Consider the following 19,339-nt stretch of genomic DNA (forward strand, 5'->3'; position numbering starts at 1 on the left):
ATGCCATATGAAGCGAGGTGATCTGAGGGATGGAAGCCTACGACATTTTACAAGCGGTAGAGGATTGTGCGCAGTCAGCTGTGTTGGCGACGGTCATTCATGTAGAAGGGCATGCTTACCGGAAGCAAGGAGCCATGATGCTGCTGCTCTCGGATGGTGGCTTGTACGGGAGCATCTCCCCGGGCTGTTTGGAAGCCGATCTATCCGGATATGTCTCCCTCGTCGAGGTATCACAGAAGCCGCAAATGGTGGAGTACGACATGCGGCCTGCCGATGATTTCGGCTGGGGTGAAACGATCGGGTGCGGCGGATTAATTCGCATTCTGCTGGAGCCGGTCACGGGTGAACTGCTGGTTCACCTCCTGACGGCCAAAGCGGCTGTGGACCGCGGGGAAGTGATGCGGTTAACGCGCTCGTTTGCTGAGGGGTATTCCGATATACAGTATTACTTGAGTGGTGTAGATAAGGAGGCGTCATCTTCTTCCTCTGATTGCCAATCGTTGTCCAATGCGTATGTTTACACGTTCAAGCCTAAGCCCAGAGTCATCGTGTTTGGTGCTAATCAAGATGCTATTCCGCTTGCAGGGCTGGCCATTAGCAGCGGATTTCGCGTAGTGGTCGCGGATTGGCGCGACGCCTACTGCACGCAAGAACGCTTTCCGGGTGCGGAGACGGCTGTTGCTTTTCCAGGAGAGCTGGTTAAAAAGCTAAGATTGGCCGCTGACGACTATGTGGTTGTTATGAGTCACCAGTTCGATAAAGATGCTGAATTCGTGCAGGCAGTTCTGAAATCGTCACTGCGCTACCTCGGCATTATGGGGTCACGTTCAAGATCCGAGAGGCTGCTGGATGGTGCGGAGCGACCGAAATGGGTGCATTATCCCGTTGGATTGAACATCGGCTCGGAGGGCCCTATTGAAAATGCTATTAGCATCATAGCGGAGTTAATTAGTATAAAGCGTGGTGTACGCGCAGATGAAGAATGGAGCTCCTCCGTCAGATCGGGAGATATCCAAGGGTGCCGCCCATGGTGAGCGTAAGGAAGCGAAAGGTCGTCGGCGTCTATCTGGCAGCCGGCAGCTCCAGGCGAATGGGGACATCGAAGATGTCCTTAGAATTGGTGAGAGGCGTTCCTCTAGGTGGAGTTGCTCTCCAGCAAGCGCTGGGCTCGGAGCTAAGCAGTGTGGTTGTTGTCGTGCGAGAAGGTGACTCCTTGGATTGGCTGCCGGCAGCTGCTTTAGCACAAATACCGCTGGGGGGCTGCCATATTGCGGTCTGCCCAGATGCAGCAAGCGGCATGGCGCATTCGCTGCGCACGGGCATTCAGGCAGCCAAGGAGCTGGGAGCAGAAGGAATCATGATTCTGCTGGCGGATCAGCCATTCGTTGATAGGGCGATGTTGTATAGCCTTACGAATGCATTCAATGAGCATACGGGAGAGGACTATATTGCCAGCGGAGAACAAGGTCAGCCGAAGCCTCCGCTGATTATGGGACCGAGCATGTGGCAGGCCACAGCTTCACTCAAAGGGGATGTCGGAGCGCGTTCCCTGTTCCGCTCGCCATTGTACCGGGGGCGTATCCTTGAGGGTACCGAGTTACTATTCATGGACATAGACACAGCAGACCGATATGAAGAGGCGAAAAAGCTATCGAAAAAGCTATTTGCTAACCACTTCATGTCAATTTAAATAACATATTTGAAGCGAAAAGTGCATTATTACTAATGATGCGCTATTTTTTTATACAAAAACACAAAATGATGTTAAGTTAGTTGACTCTGTTTTTGCAAATTGTTTATAGTTGATCTAATTTAACTACGGATAATTTGTGGAAAACGGCGGTTCAGAATACGCTGAGGAGGTTTTGTTCATGTCAGTTCCTTTGTACCAGCTGCCGGAGCAGCAGCCTTCGGTATGGCAGCCGACAAGCGTAGAGGAAGCCATGCAATTAAAACATCAATGGGGAGACAACTCGGTGTTAATCTCGGGCGGCACATGGCTTCGCACACGCTGGGAAAATGGTCTTTCGTCGACCCCGCAGCACTTGATCAGTTTGGGGCGCATTCCCGCTCTTTCGGGTTTAACCATTGACACACAAGGTCATGTTCATATAGGTCCAGCCTGTTGTTTATCTGATTTGATGGACAATGAGTTGATGAGGCAGCGCTGCGGTCTCTTGGTGCAAGCTTGTTCCGAAATTGCAGCACCTTCTGTCCGTAATTTAGCTTCGATCGGAGGCAATGTGGTAACCCGCACGGGAGATCTCATTCCGGTTCTCCTTGTCATGGATGCCCAAGTGGGGTGGTCGGATGGGCAGAAAGAGCGCATGCTGCCGCTAAAGGAGTGGCTGGAAAGCAAGCTTTTTACCTCAGATGAAATGATGACCAAGATTGTGGTGCGAGCTTCTGGGCAGGTTGCTGCGAAACAGACTGAGGCAGAGCAGCAGACTAACGTGGAGCCGAACAAGGTAGAACAACTCGAACAAGACGCTTCCCGGATCCATGAGTTTTATTTGAAAGTAGGCCGAAGAGAGGCTTTTACCCCATCTGTCGTAACGGTTGCAGGCAGTTTAAGGATGGAGGCGGACGGAACTATTGCCGCTATTGCTTTAAGCGCAGGCGGAGGAAGCGCAGTTCCGGCGAGGTTCACCGAGCTTGAGGACGCGGTCACCGGTAAGCTTTTATCCAAAGAGGTCCTGCAAACGTTGCATAAGGGAGTGTCTGAAGGGTTCGAGGCTGTAGCGGATGATTACGCAGGTGTTGCTTACCGCAAGATAACGGCGGCAAATCTGATCGTTTCCGAGTGCTACAAAGCTTGGCGAAAAGGGGGCGGAGCCTATGCTCCTAGGTCGTGATACGTATGCTAAAAAGTGGATCATTCGTCCCGATGGTGAAGAGAAGGTCACGGGGAAGCTCCAATACCTGACGGATTTAACGGCACCGGGGATGCTGTATGGGAAAGTGCTGAGAAGCAAGTACCCGCATGCGTGGATATTATCCATAGATACCAGCAAAGCCAAAGCGGCAGCGGGTGTTCGCGCCGTTATTACAGCGGAGAATGTGCCGGGCATGAATTTGTTCGGCATTGCCTTTCCTCATCAGCCTGTCCTCTGCCAAGACCGTGTCCGTTATATCGGTGATGCCGTGGCGGCCGTAGCAGCGGATACCGAGGAGATCGCGAAGTATGCGCTTAGTTTAATTGAAGTTGTCTATGAGCCTCTGTCGGTTGTAGACAATCCGGAAACGGCGTTGGACGAAGGAACTGTGCGCCTTCATCCGGATGGCAATTTGCTGCATCGAACCAGCCTGAAGCAAGGTGAGGCGGAATCTGCTTTCGCGCAGTGTGCGCATATCGTAGAGGAGACTTACTACACTCCGAGGCAAATGCACACCTACATGGAAACGGAGGGCGGCCTTTTTATTCCGGAAAAAGATGGCCGACTGACGGTATACTCGCCAACGCAGCATGGTTATAAAGATCGAATGCAGCTAGCCCGGATTCTCGCCATGGAAGAAGAGCAGATTCGCGTAGTATCCAGTCCCATCGGCGGATCGTTCGGCGGAAAGGATGAGCTGAATGTGCAGCCATTCGGAGCCCTGCTTGCGCTAATGACAGGCGCTCCCATCAAGATGCACAATTCCCGCAGGGAGTCGGTCATTGCCGGGATCAAAAGGCATCCGATGCGCATCACGATGAAGACGGGTACGGATGCAAATGGACATCTTATCGCGCATCAAGTCAGCATACTTGCGGATACAGGCGCTTACGCAACGTTGGGCTGTGAAGTGCTGAACTTTGCCACTGAACATGCGATTGGGCCGTATACGATTCCTCATATTGATGTAAAAGGGACTAGTGTTTATACGAATAACGGCGTATCCGGGGAGTTTCGGGGCTTCGGCGGCAATCAGGTGATTTTTGCCGTGGAGAGTCAGATCGAGCGGCTCGCTGAGAAGCTCGGAATGGACGCTTGGGAGCTGCGCAGGCTGAACTTGCGCGCTCCGAGCGACCCCGGCCCGATGGGCCAGGAGATTGTGCCGACCGAAGGCGCCATCCAGGTATGGCACAAGGCGCAGGAGTCGCCGCTCTGGGCGAAGCGGGGCCAGCAGAGCCAGAAGGGCCAGCCGCAGGCGAGCGAGCTTGAGCCATGGCTGCGCCGTGGCGTCGGCGCCTCGATGGTGATGCACGGCGCCGGGCTCGGCCTCGGCATCCCGGATCACTCCGGCGGGCGCATCGAGCTCACGCCGGAGGGCAAGATCCAGGCCTCCTTCGGCTTCGAGGAGTTCGGGCAAGGGCTTTACGCAGCGCTCACGCTGATGCTGCAGGATTGCTTCGGCTGCGCCGACGGTGACATCCGCATCGTCATCGGCGATACCGACCGCGTGCCGAGCAGCGGCTCGAGCACGGCGTCACGGGCCACCACGATGATGTGGCGCGCCCTGCAGCGGCTGAAGCCGCCGTTCGTGCAGGCGCTGCTGGAGCAGGCGGCTGCGCTTGGCGGCTTCGCGCCGGAAGAGCTGACAACCGGCATAGGCGGAATCCATCGCAAGGGCGATGGGGAGAGTGAGCCGGTTGTGACGTATGCGCAGTTGGCGGCTGCTGCCTTATCAGCAGCTAAGCCGATCTTGGCGCAGACGGCTTTTGACTACCCGACGACACCTGCGGGGCAGGTCGGAGCGCATTATTTATACTCCTACGCAGCCGCCATTGTGGAGGTAGAAGTGAATATGCTGACAGGACGGGTGAGGGTGGTTGCGACGGACCACGTGATTGCAGCCGGTCCTGTCATTAATCCGATGGGCTTCCTCGGTCAAATCGAGGGAGGCAGCGTAATGGCTTTAGGCTTCACATTAACGGAGGACGCCGCTATGCAGGAGAGCTCCTATGTGAGGCATAATTTGGACACGTATCTGATTCCGACTTTTCGAGATAGTCCGCAAATCATTCGTGTAGAAGCGATTGAAGAATTACCCGAGGGCGATACATTCGGTCCGCGCGGGGTAGGCGAAATCGGCAGCGTCGGATTGGCGCCGGCAATTACAGCAGCTGTTCGCCACGCAACCGGCATTTGGGTGAATCGGCTTCCGATTTCACCGGAAGACATCGTGCAGTCCATCGACTGGTTAGAAGGGGTGGAGGCCATTGATTAATACAACGTATGTGCTGGAATGCTCCATCAACGGGAAAGAGATCGCGATTCCCGTTCCTGCTTCCAAGCGGATGTCAGATATTTTAAGAGACGACTTGCGCCTAACCGGTACCAAAGTTTCTTGTGAAATTGGACGATGCGGCGCCTGCATGGTGCTGCTTGATGGAAAGCCTGTAAATGCGTGTCTGCTAATGGCTTATCAAGCCGCAGGTAAGCAGGTAACGACCATTGAGGGGATATCCGGAGGGGAAACGCTGCATCCTGTTCAACAAGCGATGTTAGAGGAAGGAGGGCTGCAGTGCGGATATTGTACCGCCGGGATGGTTGTGACGTTAACGGCCTTGTGGGCCAAAAACCCCGCCCCGACAAGGGCTGAGGCCGAGCAAGCACTGTGCGGCAATTTATGCCGCTGCACTGGTTATGAAGGCATTTTCAGAGCGGTAGAACGATGTGGTTTGTCGATAAAAAGAGAGGGGTAGAAGCCATAATGCCAAGAAAACTGATGTTGTCCTTAACAGCTATCTTCCTAGTGATCTTATCCGCTTGCTCCAGTTCACCCACATCCACGACGAGCACCACGACAGCACCAGCGAGCTCCCCTGCGGCGGCTTCAACTGCGGGCACAACACCTTCAACCTCTACAGAGAAAAAGTTGCCTAGAGTCGCCTTTGTTTATATCGGAGTGCCCGGTGACGGAGGCTGGACCTATGAGCATGATCAAGGCCGTTTGATGATGGAGAAAGAGCTCGGTATCAAAGCGACTACGGTTGAAAATATTCCTGAGGGTCCTGATGCGGAGCGGGTTTTTGAAGAGTTGGCACAGAAAAACGATATTATTTTCGGGACCTCTTTCGGTTATATGGACCCGATGTATAACGTGGCGCAAAAACACCCGAATGTGAAATTCCTTCATGCCACAGGCTACAAAACACTGCCTAACATGGGGACGTACATGGGACGCGAATATCAAAGCGCCTACCTCGTCGGCATGGCTGCAGGCAAAATGACGAAAAACAATCATATGGGCTATGTGGGCGCGTTCCCGATTCCGGAAGTCATTTATACCATTAATGCTTTCACCTTGGGCGCACAAAGCGTGAATCCGAACGTGGACGTTTCCGTTGTTTGGAGTAACACCTGGTTCGATCCGGCCACGGAGAAGCAAGCGGCCATTTCCCTGCTGGATAAAGGCGTTGACGTGCTGGCTGCGTATCAAGATTCGCCTGCTGGAATTCAAGCGGCTGCTGAGCGCAAGGTATGGGGCATCGGCAACGATTCCGACATGGGGCGATTCGCTCCGGAAACGTACATTTCCAACCCGAAATGGAATTGGGGCCCTTATTATGTGAAAACGGTAAAAAGCGTCATGGACGGCACTTGGAAGTCCGAAGCCTACTTTGGCAGCATGAAGGAAGGCATCACGGAAATGGCACCGCTTGGCAAAAATGTGCCGGCTGACGTGAAGGAGCTTATCGAGAAGAAAAAGCAGGAGATTTTAGCGGGAACCTTCGATGTGTTCCAAGGCCCGATTGTCGATCAGGACGGCAAAGTTCGATTTGAACAAGGCAAAAAGATGACAGATGAGGAAATCCTGGGTACAACCTGGTTTGTTAAGGGCATTAAAGGTGTCATTCCAAAATAACGTGGGAAAGGTTGTGGGACGATGACGATACAAGATAAGACGCTTCTTGATGAATGGCATCCGGTATTGTTGTCGTCGGCGCTGACGGATCGACCGGTTCCTGTCGTTGTACTGGGGGAAAAAGTGGCTGTTTTCCGCACTTCTGACGGCGTTCACGCCTTCAAAGACTTGTGCATTCATCGGGGCGTTCCGCTCTCTCTGGGCAAAGTCAAGTCAGATGAACTCGTGTGCGCTTACCATGGCTGGTCTTATAACGGCTGCGGGACGTGCACGCGAATTCCCTCACTGCCTGCCAATCGGGCGATTCCTTCGAAAGCGAAGGCTTTTGTCTACGCTTGTGTAGAAGCGCACGGATTTGTTTGGGTCTGCCTGGGGCAACCGGAAGGGCCGATGCCGAAGGTGAGCGCTTATATCCCAGAAGGCTTCAAAGAAGTATGGATGGGACCGTATACTCTGCAAGCCGCAGGTCCTCGTATTATTGAGAATTTCCTCGATGTCTCCCACCTCATGTTTGTTCATGAGGGTCTGCTGGGCGATAGTGATTATGCTGAAATTGGCGATTATCAGGTGCATGAGGAGGACGGTGTCCTCACCTCGGAGGAAATCGTCGTCTACCAGCCCGACCCCGATGGGACAGGGCGTGGGGTACATAGCCGTTACGTGTACGAAGTGTATGGCCCACTTAGCGTTGCTTTTACGAAAAGAGATCGGGATACGGATCATATCTTCCGTTTGTTCCTCATGGTGCTGCCGGAATCCGAGCAGCGCAGCCAAGCCTTTATGCTCAAGCAGCGTAACTATGCGTATGAGGAGCCGGATGATATTTTCATCCAGTTCCAGGACCTGCTGATCGAGCAGGACCGCGAAATGGTTGAAAATCAGAAGCCGGAGCTGCTGCCGCTGGATTTGCAGGCGGAGCTGCATTTGAACACGGACCGATTAAGTATTGCGTATCGCAAGCGGTTAAGGGAATTAGGCGTCACGTTTGGGACTGCTTAATGTGGTTAAATAATAGGGCTATCGAAGGGGCAGGGAATGCCTTTTTGGTAGTCTTTTTTTATGAGAAAGAATCGTATAGTGGGAACTACGGTCCGTTATTTCTGCAATTTGCAGCCATTTGGACATCGAGAGGGAACTACGGTCCGCTATTTTGCCGATTTTGGCGGAAGTGTGTGGGAATCCGAAGAAATAAGTCCCTGTAGTTCCGTTTGAATAGTAAAATATGCGATATATATTTAAATAGCGGACTCAAAGTCCTCTATTGTTATTACCTTGCCGCTCCCCTATCGCCTCACAACCCCTCTCAAATATATTCCATATGTGTACTAATTAACATATTATTTGTTATACTGATTCACGTCGCAAGAGTAGTAGACTGGAATGGCCAACTTTTCGTATGAAAAAATCAAAAAAGATCGTATAACAGCCAAAAGCTGGTTATACAATCCTTTTTGATTTTGGTAAAATAAGACAACGGGATTAGAACCAGTTGCAGATTGGTTCGGTTTGTTTTTTCTCTCTTGTTGTAAAGGTTTTCATGATCGCTGACGATTCCTCTCTAGAAAGGGCACCAGCAACTGCTAGAGGGTTTGATACTGGGTTTAATTCAAGATTTTTAAGCATGTGAACAACGTCGTGCAGCTTAGAGGCTAATTGGATAGTCATTGTGTAGAAAGACTCCCTTCAACAATTTTTTAACTACTATTTGATTATATCAAATGTTTGGAGGACGTGTAGTATGGATACTAGAAAAACGTATTTATTTAGTTTTTTTGTCGCAATATTTGCATTCTTGCAAATCTGGTGTTCTTATATAACGTTTCATTCGCCATATATCGGTATCATGGTAGCCTTGAATAAGGCAGATCAATGGGAGGTAACTGAGGCTCATTCGCAGAGTGCAAGCGCTAAATTAGGGATTAGAGTAGGAGATGTTGTAAAGCTTGTTGATGGAAAACCCCCTGAGGATTCTAAGTATGTGGTCAAATGGGGCGCTATTGAACAAGCAAACACATTGCTTATATCCAGAGTTGGAATTGATCATGATTTTAAAATAGTGAAAAATAGTACGACTCTCTATGACGTGATTCCCTTAGCAGAAGAATCTATCTGTATATTTTTAGCCTGTATCCTCTTGTTGAAATTGCGCCGTTCTCCATCTGCCAGGTTGCTTTCCGTTGTTTTTGTGGCGATGGGGTTAATTTACATGAGTCTAGGTGCCTCGATTAGAGGTGACCTGCTTGGAAAGATTGTAATATCCTCTTTTATGATGATACTACCGGTTGTCTTCTTGCATTTTATAGTGACTTTTTTTAAGGAAAAAGGAGAATTACAATTCGCTACGGGGTATATCAAATATATTTATGCCATTCTAGTAGTGATAGCGATGCTGCGAGGATTTTACTTAATGCCATCAATGACTCAGTTTTATCGGTTGGATGGCATTGTAACGTTAGTTTTTTTCATTATAGGCTTTTTAATTAATATTTGTGTGATTGCTTACATGTATTTTAAAGTTCGTAATGATAAAACGTACTTATCCAGCATAGTAAAAAGTGTCTGTTTTTCTTTGTTCATTTCTATATTTCCTATCATATGTCTGTCTTTTCTTCCTAAACTTTTTCTTGGCATTTGGGTCATTGATGCGATTTATACGAGTTGGACGATCATCTTGTTCCCGATTTCATTTATCTACTTAATAGCTTCTAATCAGCTTTATGATATTGGCATGGTGATTCGCCGGTTTATCTTTGCTGGTCTTGTGTCGGTCATTCCAGTCAGTTTGTTCACGGGTATCTACGCTTTCCTGTTTAGCCACGAGGTGAACGAGAAGCAAATCCTGTTTGTTTTCGCTGGTTCGATATTCCTGGGATCGCTTCTACTCTATGCAGCTGAGTACGGGACGACGCGTCTTGAGCCTTTTCTTTTCCCGAAGAAGCATGTCCTGCAGTTAGCTTTAAAAAAGATATCGAAAAATTTGGGAGCCATCTCCACACTGCGAGAGCTGAAGGATATTATTCTGATCGACATTGTGAATACCTTGCAGGTTCTTGGGGGCGCCATCGTATTTCGCCATGAAAATGAAAAAATAGAAATTATTACGCAAGGTGAAATTGATGCTTTGGAAATTGAACGTTTGATCCATGAGGCATCCTTGCCTAACCATCCTGATTTTACAAGTATAGAGATAACGGGGCACGGGGCATTTACGGGATATTTGGTAATGACACGCAAGAAGACCAATATGCTCATTTCAAAAGAGGAGAAGCAGTGGCTCCAGTTTATTACGACGTATTTGGAAATTAGTCTGGAAAACGTACACTTGATACGCAAGTTAACGGGGAATTTGCAAAAGTTTGCCGCACAGCTTCCGCATGAAGCGGTCGCGCAGGACATTCAATGGTTTCGTAAGGTAATGTTTGAGCTGCAAGAAGAGGAACGGATTCGCATTGCAAACGATTTGCATGATACGACCATGCAGGATTTATTTTTCCTTAAACGAAGAATTTCCTCCATTGCGGATAAAAGTACCTTGGAAAAGTCCGATCAGGAACAACTTAACAACATGAACAATTTTGTGGATATGATTAATGCAAGTTTGCGCCAGAGCTGTTTTGAATTGAACCCGCATTTATTGAGAGAAGTAGGACTGATTCAAACGCTTCAAATGTATGTAGAGAAGGAAGCCTATACAACGCCGTTCGAGCTTTCTATTGACGTAGGCTCAGTAGCTTATATAGAAAGCAAGGATTTGCCGACAAAACGCCATCTCTTCCGAATTGTGCAAGAGCTGCTGAATAACGCAAAAAAGCATTCGCAAGCGGCAAGAGTCATCTTTACCGTAGAGGAAGCGGATCATTATTTTTATATCCATTATGAGGATGATGGTGTAGGGTTCAATGTTCAAAATGAAGGCGTACAAAAGGAGATCGGAGCTTCTGGCATGGGGATTGAACAAATTAGAAGCCGAATTATTCATATGGGCGGTCAAATGGTCTTGAACACGATAAAAGGGCAAGGCACGTCATTTAGAATGTGGATTCCTATTGAGGAAGTTATTTCTGCCTAAAGGAGTCCGACCGTTAACACGAAAGAGATAAAAGCGAGGCGAATGGAGCATGAAGCAAAGTGTGAAAGAATATATGGTTCGCTTGGTGGACGAGTATATTGAGGTGAAGGACTTAAACGAGCTTTTGAAGTCTTTCATTGCGGATAAAGAAAAAGAGAACGGGGCTTGGGCTAAGGTCACACTTTGCACGCACTATATGTTGGGTGGGGATTCACCTCATATTGATCGTTACGCGGCACTCGCGGAGTTGGCCAATTTAATCTTGGACGTTGTGGATGATCTGCAGGATCAGGATCAAGAGGACAAACCTTGGATGAAATGCTCACAAGCGGAGGCATTGAATGCGGTTCTGGCGTTGATCATGGGATTCTTCGGTGAATTGGGACAGCTGCAGATCAAACCGGAATGGCTCGTCGAGGTTACGAAGATCATTGGACGCTCGATCAACGGACAGCACAAAGACGTGGTGAATGCAGCCGTCTCCGTGGAGGATTATCTGGTGATGACGCAGGAGAAGTCGGGCTCTCTTTTTCGTTTAGCTTGTTTTATGGGATACATGACGGTGGATTCCCCGCGGGAGACGATTGAGCAGCTTCATGAGCTGGCCGATTGCTTCGGTCTCATTCATCAGATTCAGAATGATATGCGCGATATCGTCCGCTATGATGTGAAAAATGATTTGTACGGTAAAAAGCGCACGCTTCCTATTCTGTATTTGCTCTCTGTCGAGGACGAGGCGTTTACTCCATTGAAGGAGTACTATGAAGGGGCAATTTCGTCGGATGTTCTTTTGCAGGAGAAGGAAACGTTTATTCAAATGATCAAGGACTCCGGATGTCTGGAGTATGGACAGGTTGTGCAGTCGGTATGTGTTCAAAAAGCGGAGGAGATCTATGAGAAGCTGCAAGGAGTTTCCCCTTGGAAGGAAAGGTTCCGGGAAGTGACGTATGGCAGTTTTGTTGTGGAAGAGTAAGCATAATCGATCAGGAAGGGCGATAAACGATGATCATAGTAGCCGCAGACGGAACCGCCGATTATATCCGTATTCAGGACGCAATCGATAGCCTTTCTGAGGAGAGAGCGGAAGAAACGGTCATTTATGTGAGAAGCGGCGTATATGAAGAAAAGCTGCATATCACGAAACCGTGCATCAGACTCATTGGGGAGTCAGCTGAGACGACGATTATTACGAACGGTGATTATGCGAAAAAATTATTTCCTAATGGCGAGCCATACCACACCTTTTATTCCTATACGGCCTTAATTGGTGCGAATGATGTCACCATGGAGCGGCTCACTTTCGAAAATACGGCGGGAAAAGGGGAAGAGGTCGGGCAAGCCTTGGCCGCCTATGTGGACGGAGACAGGGTATCGTTCCGGGATTGCCGGTTCATCGGGCATCAGGATACGTTGTTTACGGGACCGTTGCCGCCAAAACCGCGAGACCGTTCGACTTTCGGGGGGCCGCGTGACGGCATACCGCCGCGCAACGTGCGGCAGTACTATGAGCGCTGCTATATTCGAGGCGATGTTGATTTTATTTTCGGATCGGCAACCGCAGTATTTCAGGATTGTGAGATTGTCTCTTCCGGCAAAGGCTGGGTGACAGCCGCGTCTACGCCCGAAGACGTTCAATACGGATACGTGTTTATTGGCTGCAAGCTGACGGGGGAAGCGCCTACTGAGTCCGTCGGGCTTGGAAGGCCTTGGCGAAATTACGCCAAAGTGGCATTCGTGCGCTGCTGGCTGGGCCCGCATGTGAAGAAAGCAGGCTGGGACCGATGGAACGAGCGGGAAAGTGTGGAGGCGCTTGTTTTCGCCGAGTATGGGAATATCGGACCTGGCGCGGATGTCGGGGAGCGGGTGGAATGGTCTAAGCAGGTGACGGAGCAGGAGGCGGAAGCGCTTGACGTTGACCGCATTCTTGCGGGGCGGGATGGGTGGAGTCCACGAGGAGCCTGGGCTTCTGGCCAGCGTGATGGATGACACGTACTTCTCAGTAGGGGCGATTGTTGAAGGCATAGCAGAGCTGGGCCTTTTGCCACTCGTGGGGTTGACACATATGAAAGCCGATAGTTTCAATCGCGTGTGCGGTTGGGGGTGTCGGTTTTTTTGGCATCGACTCTAAATACGAAGTGAGTCCATGAGATCATTGACAATCCTTATCATTTAAAATAAAATAAATACTATATTATAATAATTATAAACAAGTAGTTGTTATCCGATAAGAGCGCACCTAAGCGCCTTAAAATAGATCATAAATCGCAGAGGAGGTTTCCACAATGGCAAAACACGATCTGAATCAAGCGCTGCAGCGCATGCGCGCCAAAAACATTCCCTTAACTCCACAGCGTTACGCGCTGTTGGAATTTATGTACGACCAGGGCAGTTACACAACGGTCAAAGAGATTTGTGATGCATTAGTCGTCAAATATCCGACGATTAATGCGATGACGGTGAACAGCTCTCTGCATGTGTTCAAACAGCTGGGTTTGGTGAAGGAGCTGACCATGATCGGAAGCTCCATGCGGTATGAAGCCGCGTTGAGCTCATAAGCATTAACGGCTACAACAAAGAAAGCGCCCCAACGCTACGAAGAAGCTCTCTCACAGCTTCGCGCAGTCGTTGGGGCGCTTTTTGCGATCTCACTTAAAATCAGACAACGGAATCGGAAACTCCAGAATTCCCAGCGCATAAGGGGCGTACTCGTAAAGCCCGAAATAAACGACGACGGTGTCATCTTTTAAATAAAAGCCTTGATCATTACGAATAGATTCGAACGGTTCAATAAGTTCATAATCATTCGCTTTTAATTGCTTCTTAATCTCTTGATTGATAATAGTCTTATAGGTCGTGTTATTCGAAGTCACCTGCTGAAGAGTCAGCTCATTTCCCGTATCCAGATCGAACGTATGGGCATCCCAGGAATAGAACCCGTGCGCACCGCCAGAGAAAGTGTAAACGATAAAATACAGACTTAGCTTATGGTCCTGATTATAAGTAATTTGATAATTGACATCGAACGTATTCGGAAAATCCGGTTCATTCCCGTTGCTATCCTCGGTAAGATCGGCTAATTGTTGGATGGCCGCGGCTCTATATTTGGCAATCTCATTTTGAATGAATGTGTTAATTTTCGTGCTTGCAGCGGAATTCGCCCAGCCTTCGATCTGAGGATACTGCAAGCTAATGCTGCGGTTATCACTCTTCGTTTGCGTCTCGGACTTGTTCGTCAGCTTAAGTTCGTTTTCTTTGATTTTAGAAATACTCACGACACGGCTTTTATCGTTGTAACCGATCGAATAGCCCATTTGCTCCAGCAGCAGACGAAGTGGCAAATAGGTTGTTCCATCGATAATGACGGGAGGCAGAGGCGCGAAAAAGGTGTGACCATTCAGCGCATATTGCGTGCTTTGGTTTTGCATGCTTATTGTCTTATTAGGCCCGCTGACGGTGACGGTTTTGGTCGTTGCATCCCAGGAAGTCGTCAAGCCCAGTTCCTTGCTAAGAAAAGCGAGGCCGACGTAGGTGTCGCCATCCTTCGATTTACCACCAGGCACACTAAGCAGTTGATCCCCGATCTGAATATTAATCGTTGCGAGCTGTACGCTGAAATCCACGCTGTCGGATTGGGCATACACACTTGCCTGCTGCGGGAGAAGAGCAGAGCTTGCAGCGACTAGCAGGGCTGTAGCCAATGCGATTTTTACAGAGAACATCTTCTTTTTCATTTGAACTCTCTCCTTTTTGAAGTCATCTATCTTATTAGACGATATTTGCGCGGAAAAGTTTGTGTCATTCTTCGGATTTGTCGAAAAAAAGATGAGGGTCTTTTCCTATTCTATACCCGAATACCGAACAAGTCTAACCATGATGTGAGGGTGAAAATAGAAAGAATGTCTCAAAAGTTTGTTTTTAGAGAAAAAAACAGCAAAAAACGAACTATTCAAAAGATTTACCTAAAAATCGTTCGTTTTTTGAAATTGACATGACACGTCAGTTGGTAGTAAACTAGGGAAGCGGGAAATGAAGCCGCACTAATTGAAAATGTCGAATCAACTCGTATAAAATCAGGGATAAGGCCTGAAAGTTTCTACCCAAAAACCATGAATTTTTGGACTACGAGGAAGCGAATGAGGGAAACCATAGGAAGATGATGGTCTTTTTGCATTCGGTTCTTTTGCTGTCCAGCGGATAGAATCGTGTATTCTAGCTCTGGGCATTTTTTGGTTTAGAGGGTTTGACCATATTTACCATACAATAGAGAGTGGGTTAGTGATGACGGTACGTGTTGGTGTCATAATGGGAAGCCAGTCGGATTGGGAAACGATGAAGCACGCATGCGACATGTTGGAAGAGCTGGGAGTGCCTTATGAGAAAAAGGTGGTTTCCGCGCACAGAACGCCGGATCTGATGTTCGAATATGCAGCCGCAGCGGCAGGCCGCGGCATTCAAGTCATTATCGCCGGAGCAGGCGGAGCGGCACATCTACCAGGAATGGTAGCAGCCAAAACGGAGCTTCCGGTTATTGGTGTTCCAGTCAAAACATCGACGCTGAACGGTCTCGATTCCTTGCTTTCGATCGTGCAGATGCCGGGCGGCATTCCGGTTGCTACGGTGGCGATCGGGCATGCAGGCGCAACGAATGCAGGCCTTCTGGCTGCGCAAATTCTGGGCGCTTTCGATCCTGAGCTGCAAGCGAGGGTCAGAGCACGCCGTGAACGCGTCGCGCAGACAGTGATGGAAAGCAGTGACCTGTTATGACAGACACAGCAGGTGGTAAGGTCATCAAGCCCGGCGGCACGATCGGCGTCTTGGGCGGCGGGCAGCTAGGCCGCATGCTGGCCTTGGCCGGTCGCAACATGGGGTATCGCTTCGTAACGCTCGATCCCACAGAGGATGCGCCATGCGGACAAGTCGCAGATGAACAGATTCTTGCGAATTTCGATGATGTCGAAGCGGCGCGGAAGCTTGCGGCATTATCCGATGTGATCACTTACGAATTCGAGAACGTGGACGCTCACGTGACTAGCATTCTTATGAATGAGTCCTATGTTCCCCAAGGAAGCGAGCTTTTATATACGACTCAGCATCGCCTTCGCGAGAAGAGAGCTATTGAGGCGGCAGGCGTTCCGGTTGCCCCTTATACGGAAATCAAGAGCGCCGCAGAGCTGAAAGAGGCAGTCATCAAGTTCGGCACACCGTGTGTGCTCAAAACGGCAACGGGTGGTTACGATGGCAAAGGCCAATGGGTCATTCGCTCTTTAGATGAAGTAGAGGAAGCCTACGAAACGCTGAGCCGTGCCAAAACCGAGCTCGTTCTCGAACAATTCATTCATTTTGACAAAGAATTATCCGTTATTGCAGCAAGAAGCCCTCGCGGTGAGGTGAAAGCATTCCCTGCAGCGGAAAATATACATGTACATAACATCCTGCATCAATCCATCGTACCTGCCCGCATCCCAGCGGATGTGCAGCAGGAAGCCGAGAAGCTGGCGACGCGAATCGCCGAAGGACTTGGCGTGATCGGATTGATCGCCGTAGAGCTGTTCCTGACGAAGGATGGCCAGCTATACGTTAACGAGCTTGCGCCGCGCCCGCACAATTCCGGTCATTACACGATGGAAGCGTGCCGCACGTCACAGTTCGAGCAGCATGTTCGAGCGATTTGCAACTTGCCGTTAGGTTCGACGGAGCTTTTATCCCCAGTGGTTATGGTGAATTTGCTCGGCGAGCATATCGAACCGCTTAACGGCCAGATCGACCAGCCCGGTTTCTTGGAAGATGCAGACTTAGGCGTTAGCGCCAAGGTTCATCTGTACGGGAAAAAGGAAGCAAAAGAGAAACGCAAGATGGGACACATTAATCTGCTGACAAACGATGTAGAGCAAGCACTGACTTGGATAGAACGCACGACGATTTGGGAAAGTAAGTAAATGATAATTATTGGAGGAACGGCAAAATGATCGAACGTTATACGCGCCCCGAAATGGCGAGCATTTGGACTGAGCAAAACAAGTTTCAAGCATGGCTCGAAGTTGAAATTTTATCCTGTGAGGCTTGGGCTGAACTAGGCGTAATCCCGAAAGAAGATGTGAAAGTGCTGCGCGAGAACGCAAGCTTCAACATCGACCGCATCTACGAAATCGAGCAAGAAACGCGTCATGACGTTATTGCCTTCACAAGAGCGGTATCCGAGACATTGGGGCCTGAGCGTAAATGGGTTCACTACGGATTAACTTCAACAGACGTTGTAGATACGGCACTTGGTTACTTGCTAAGACAAGCCAACGAGATTTTGGACAAAGACATTCAGAACTTCATAGAAATTCTTCGCAATAAAGCGATTGAACATAGAGATACAGCCATGATGGGCAGAACGCATGGTGTGCATGCAGAGCCGACGACGTTCGGACTCAAAATGGCGCTTTGGTACGAGGAAATGAAACGTAACCTGGAGCGTTTCCGTTTTGCCGCTGATGGCGTACAATTCGGTAAAATCTCCGGTGCAGTAGGCACCTACGCGAACATCGATCCGTTCGTAGAGCAGTACGTGTGCGAGAAGCTTGGCACGAAAGCAGCTCCGATTTCCACACAAACGCTGCAGCGTGACCGTCATGCCGAGTACATGGCTACTCTGGCGCTCGTTGCTACATCCCTGGACAAATTCGCGACAGAAATTCGCGCCCTGCAAAAGAGTGAGTTCCGTGAAGTGGAAGAGCCGTTTGCAAAAGGTCAAAAAGGTTCCTCTGCAATGCCGCACAAACGCAATCCGATCGGTTGCGAGAGCATTTCCGGTTTGTCCCGTGTCATTCGCGGGCATATGATTTCGGCTTACGAGAACGTGACGCTTTGGCATGAGCGCGACATTTCGCACTCCTCCGTTGAGCGTGTCATCCTTCCGGATGCTACACAATTGCTGAACTACATGCTGAACCGTCTTGGCAACATCATTAAAAACTTGACGGTGTTCCCGGAGAACATGAAACGCAATATGCGCAGCACGTACGATGTGCCTTTCTCCGGCCGCGTCATGACGAAGCTGATCGACAAAGGTTTCTCCCGCGAGCAAGCGTACGATACTGTACAGCCTAGAGCGATGCAAGCTTGGGAAGAGCAGCGTTCGTTCCGTGACATCGTAGAGAATGAGCGTACAATTACGGAAGTATTGAGCCCGGCTGAAATTGCGGATTGCTTTGATCCAAGCTGGCATTTGAAACATGTGACTACAATCTTTGACCGTTTAGGTTTGAAATAGAAGGCACTTTGGGAGAGAAGGGATGGGTTGTCTGTGGCAGGTAAAATCCTTGATTCAGCGGTTGAACTCGTAAAAGCGCCTCTGGTACACAAAGGCAAGGTACGCGAGCTGTATGATTTGGGTGAAAATTTCCTGATCGTCGTGACGGATCGGATTTCAGCTTTTGATTACATTTTGAAGCCGGGTGTTCCTGACAAAGGATACGTGCTTAACGCGCTCAGCAAGTACTGGTTCGAAATCACGAGCGGTTATATGAAAAATCATATCGTTCACACGGATGTCGAGCTGCTTCAAGATATTATTCCGGATGCGGCAGCGAGAGAGCTTCTGAAAGAGCGTATTATTGTAGCGAAAAAAGCGGAGCGCATCTCCATCGAGTGCGTCATTCGCGGATATATCACAGGCAACGGCTGGAGACAGTACGAGAAAACCGGCGAGATCAACGGCCGTAAGCTGCCTGAAGGATTGCGCAAAAACCAACGTCTCCAGGACCCTATTTTCACCCCGGCGGCGAAAAATGATGTCGGCCACGACGAGGACATCTCCATCGAGCAGATGGTTGAGCTGGTTGGCGAAGAGCTGACGTACGCGCTGCAAGAGCGCAGCATCATGCTTTATACGCTAGCTCATTCCATTTGTGAGCGCAAAGGCATTATTTTAGCAGATACGAAGTTTGAATTCGGCTTTTATGCAGGTGAACTGATTATTATTGATGAAATTTTCACGCCGGATTCCTCTCGTTATTGGTCGGAAGATAAATATGCCTTGGATATCGAGATTGATTCCATGGACAAAGAGCCTGTTCGTACGTATTTGGCGAGTTCCGGTTGGGATAAAAACAGTGAGCCGGATGAGCTTCCAGCTTCTGTCGTGGAAGAGACTGCGAACCGATACAAAGAGATTTTGCACCGTTTAGTCGATTCAGAAAATTAGAGCAAGCACATACGAGGAGGAGAATAGAAAATGAAAGCAACGGTCTACGTAACGATTAAGCAGAACGTATTGGATGTGCAAGGAACAGCGGTGCAAGGAGCGCTTCATTCCATGGGTTTTGAGGAAGTTGGCAAAGTGCGCATCGGGAAATATTTGGAGTTGGAACTTGGAACAACGGATAAAGCAGAAGCAGAAGCACGCGTGAAAGCTATGTGCGAGAAGCTGCTTGCGAACACAGTTATCGAAGACTACCGCTACGAGTTGGCCTAATAGAGATCAGGAGAGGG

The 19,339-nt window shown here is 49.3% G+C and carries 18 protein-coding genes and 1 riboswitch; of the genes, 16 read left to right on the forward strand and 2 right to left on the reverse strand.

The features are described 5' to 3' along the window. The first annotated feature begins 29 nt into the window (after window positions 1-29). From ACKTT9_RS02785 to ACKTT9_RS02815, 7 genes are all read left to right on the forward strand, one after another. Window positions 30-1,034 carry an XdhC family protein gene (locus ACKTT9_RS02785; RefSeq protein WP_407870404.1) on the forward strand — a complete coding sequence of 335 codons (1,005 nt, stop codon included), beginning with the start codon at window positions 30-32 and terminating at the stop codon, window positions 1,032-1,034. Beyond that, window positions 1,028-1,690 (forward strand): nucleotidyltransferase family protein, encoded by a 663-nt coding sequence (locus tag ACKTT9_RS02790; RefSeq protein ID WP_407870405.1) that lies wholly within the window; start codon window positions 1,028-1,030, stop codon window positions 1,688-1,690. Before ACKTT9_RS02785 ends, ACKTT9_RS02790 begins: the two co-directional genes overlap by 7 nt. A gap of 181 nt (window positions 1,691-1,871) precedes the next feature. Then, window positions 1,872-2,855 (forward strand): FAD binding domain-containing protein, encoded by a 984-nt coding sequence (locus ACKTT9_RS02795; protein ID WP_407870406.1) that lies wholly within the window; start codon window positions 1,872-1,874, stop codon window positions 2,853-2,855. Continuing rightward, window positions 2,839-5,151, forward strand: coding sequence for a xanthine dehydrogenase subunit D (gene pucD / locus ACKTT9_RS02800; RefSeq protein WP_407870407.1), 2,313 nt, complete (start codon window positions 2,839-2,841; stop codon window positions 5,149-5,151). The genes ACKTT9_RS02795 and pucD overlap by 17 nt, the downstream gene beginning before the upstream one ends. Further along, complete coding sequence (locus tag ACKTT9_RS02805) at window positions 5,144-5,629, forward strand: (2Fe-2S)-binding protein (protein WP_127455571.1); 486 nt, start codon at window positions 5,144-5,146, stop codon at window positions 5,627-5,629. Before pucD ends, ACKTT9_RS02805 begins: the two co-directional genes overlap by 8 nt. Window positions 5,630-5,637: 8 nt before the next feature. Next, the gene (locus ACKTT9_RS02810) at window positions 5,638-6,792 is read left to right on the forward strand and encodes a BMP family ABC transporter substrate-binding protein (RefSeq protein WP_407870408.1); all 1,155 of its coding nucleotides are present in this window, start codon (window positions 5,638-5,640) and stop codon (window positions 6,790-6,792) included. A gap of 21 nt (window positions 6,793-6,813) precedes the next feature. After that, window positions 6,814-7,791 carry a Rieske 2Fe-2S domain-containing protein gene (locus tag ACKTT9_RS02815; RefSeq protein ID WP_407870409.1) on the forward strand — a complete coding sequence of 326 codons (978 nt, stop codon included), beginning with the start codon at window positions 6,814-6,816 and terminating at the stop codon, window positions 7,789-7,791. 480 nt (window positions 7,792-8,271) lie between these two features. Here the strand turns inward: ACKTT9_RS02815 and ACKTT9_RS02820 are convergent, their stop codons facing one another. Continuing rightward, entirely contained in the window at window positions 8,272-8,457 is a 186-nt protein-coding gene (locus ACKTT9_RS02820; protein WP_157317305.1) for a hypothetical protein, read from the reverse strand. Between the two features lie 73 nt (window positions 8,458-8,530). Between ACKTT9_RS02820 and ACKTT9_RS02825 the strand changes: the two genes are divergently transcribed. From ACKTT9_RS02825 to ACKTT9_RS02840, 4 genes are all read left to right on the forward strand, one after another. Further along, the gene (locus tag ACKTT9_RS02825; RefSeq protein ID WP_407870410.1) at window positions 8,531-10,861 is read left to right on the forward strand and encodes a sensor histidine kinase; all 2,331 of its coding nucleotides are present in this window, start codon (window positions 8,531-8,533) and stop codon (window positions 10,859-10,861) included. A 49-nt stretch (window positions 10,862-10,910) separates the two neighbouring features. Further along, window positions 10,911-11,834, forward strand: coding sequence for a polyprenyl synthetase family protein (locus ACKTT9_RS02830; protein ID WP_407870411.1), 924 nt, complete (start codon window positions 10,911-10,913; stop codon window positions 11,832-11,834). Window positions 11,835-11,863: 29 nt separating this feature from the next. Next, on the forward strand, window positions 11,864-12,847 hold the full coding sequence (locus tag ACKTT9_RS02835) for a pectinesterase family protein (protein WP_407870412.1): 984 nt from the start codon (window positions 11,864-11,866) through the stop codon (window positions 12,845-12,847). A 296-nt stretch (window positions 12,848-13,143) separates the two neighbouring features. After that, window positions 13,144-13,416 (forward strand): Fur family transcriptional regulator, encoded by a 273-nt coding sequence (locus tag ACKTT9_RS02840; RefSeq protein ID WP_407870413.1) that lies wholly within the window; start codon window positions 13,144-13,146, stop codon window positions 13,414-13,416. Between the two features lie 90 nt (window positions 13,417-13,506). Here ACKTT9_RS02840 and ACKTT9_RS02845 read toward each other — a convergent pair whose 3' ends face one another. Then, the gene (locus tag ACKTT9_RS02845) at window positions 13,507-14,592 is read right to left on the reverse strand and encodes a stalk domain-containing protein (RefSeq protein WP_407870414.1); all 1,086 of its coding nucleotides are present in this window, start codon (window positions 14,590-14,592) and stop codon (window positions 13,507-13,509) included. A 309-nt stretch (window positions 14,593-14,901) separates the two neighbouring features. Then, window positions 14,902-15,003, forward strand: a riboswitch (purine riboswitch). A 136-nt stretch (window positions 15,004-15,139) separates the two neighbouring features. Here ACKTT9_RS02845 and purE point away from each other — a divergent pair. From purE to purS, 5 genes are read left to right on the forward strand one after another with little or no spacing between them, the layout of a single operon-like run. Further along, window positions 15,140-15,625: a 5-(carboxyamino)imidazole ribonucleotide mutase gene (gene purE, locus ACKTT9_RS02850; protein ID WP_315955656.1), complete on the forward strand. Its 486-nt coding sequence runs from the start codon at window positions 15,140-15,142 to the stop codon at window positions 15,623-15,625. Beyond that, the gene (purK, locus tag ACKTT9_RS02855; protein ID WP_407870415.1) at window positions 15,622-16,797 is read left to right on the forward strand and encodes a 5-(carboxyamino)imidazole ribonucleotide synthase; all 1,176 of its coding nucleotides are present in this window, start codon (window positions 15,622-15,624) and stop codon (window positions 16,795-16,797) included. The genes purE and purK overlap by 4 nt, the downstream gene beginning before the upstream one ends. Before the next feature lie 26 nt (window positions 16,798-16,823). Further along, the gene (purB, locus tag ACKTT9_RS02860; RefSeq protein ID WP_157317298.1) at window positions 16,824-18,119 is read left to right on the forward strand and encodes an adenylosuccinate lyase; all 1,296 of its coding nucleotides are present in this window, start codon (window positions 16,824-16,826) and stop codon (window positions 18,117-18,119) included. Between the two features lie 33 nt (window positions 18,120-18,152). Continuing rightward, entirely contained in the window at window positions 18,153-19,052 is a 900-nt protein-coding gene (locus ACKTT9_RS02865) for a phosphoribosylaminoimidazolesuccinocarboxamide synthase (protein ID WP_407870416.1), read from the forward strand. 30 nt (window positions 19,053-19,082) lie between these two features. Further along, window positions 19,083-19,322: a phosphoribosylformylglycinamidine synthase subunit PurS gene (purS, locus tag ACKTT9_RS02870; RefSeq protein ID WP_079414612.1), complete on the forward strand. Its 240-nt coding sequence runs from the start codon at window positions 19,083-19,085 to the stop codon at window positions 19,320-19,322. Window positions 19,323-19,339 lie beyond the last annotated feature (17 nt).

The organism is Paenibacillus sp. P36 (assembly GCF_045866505.1).
GTDB lineage: Bacteria > Bacillota > Bacilli > Paenibacillales > NBRC-103111 > Paenibacillus_E > Paenibacillus_E chondroitinus.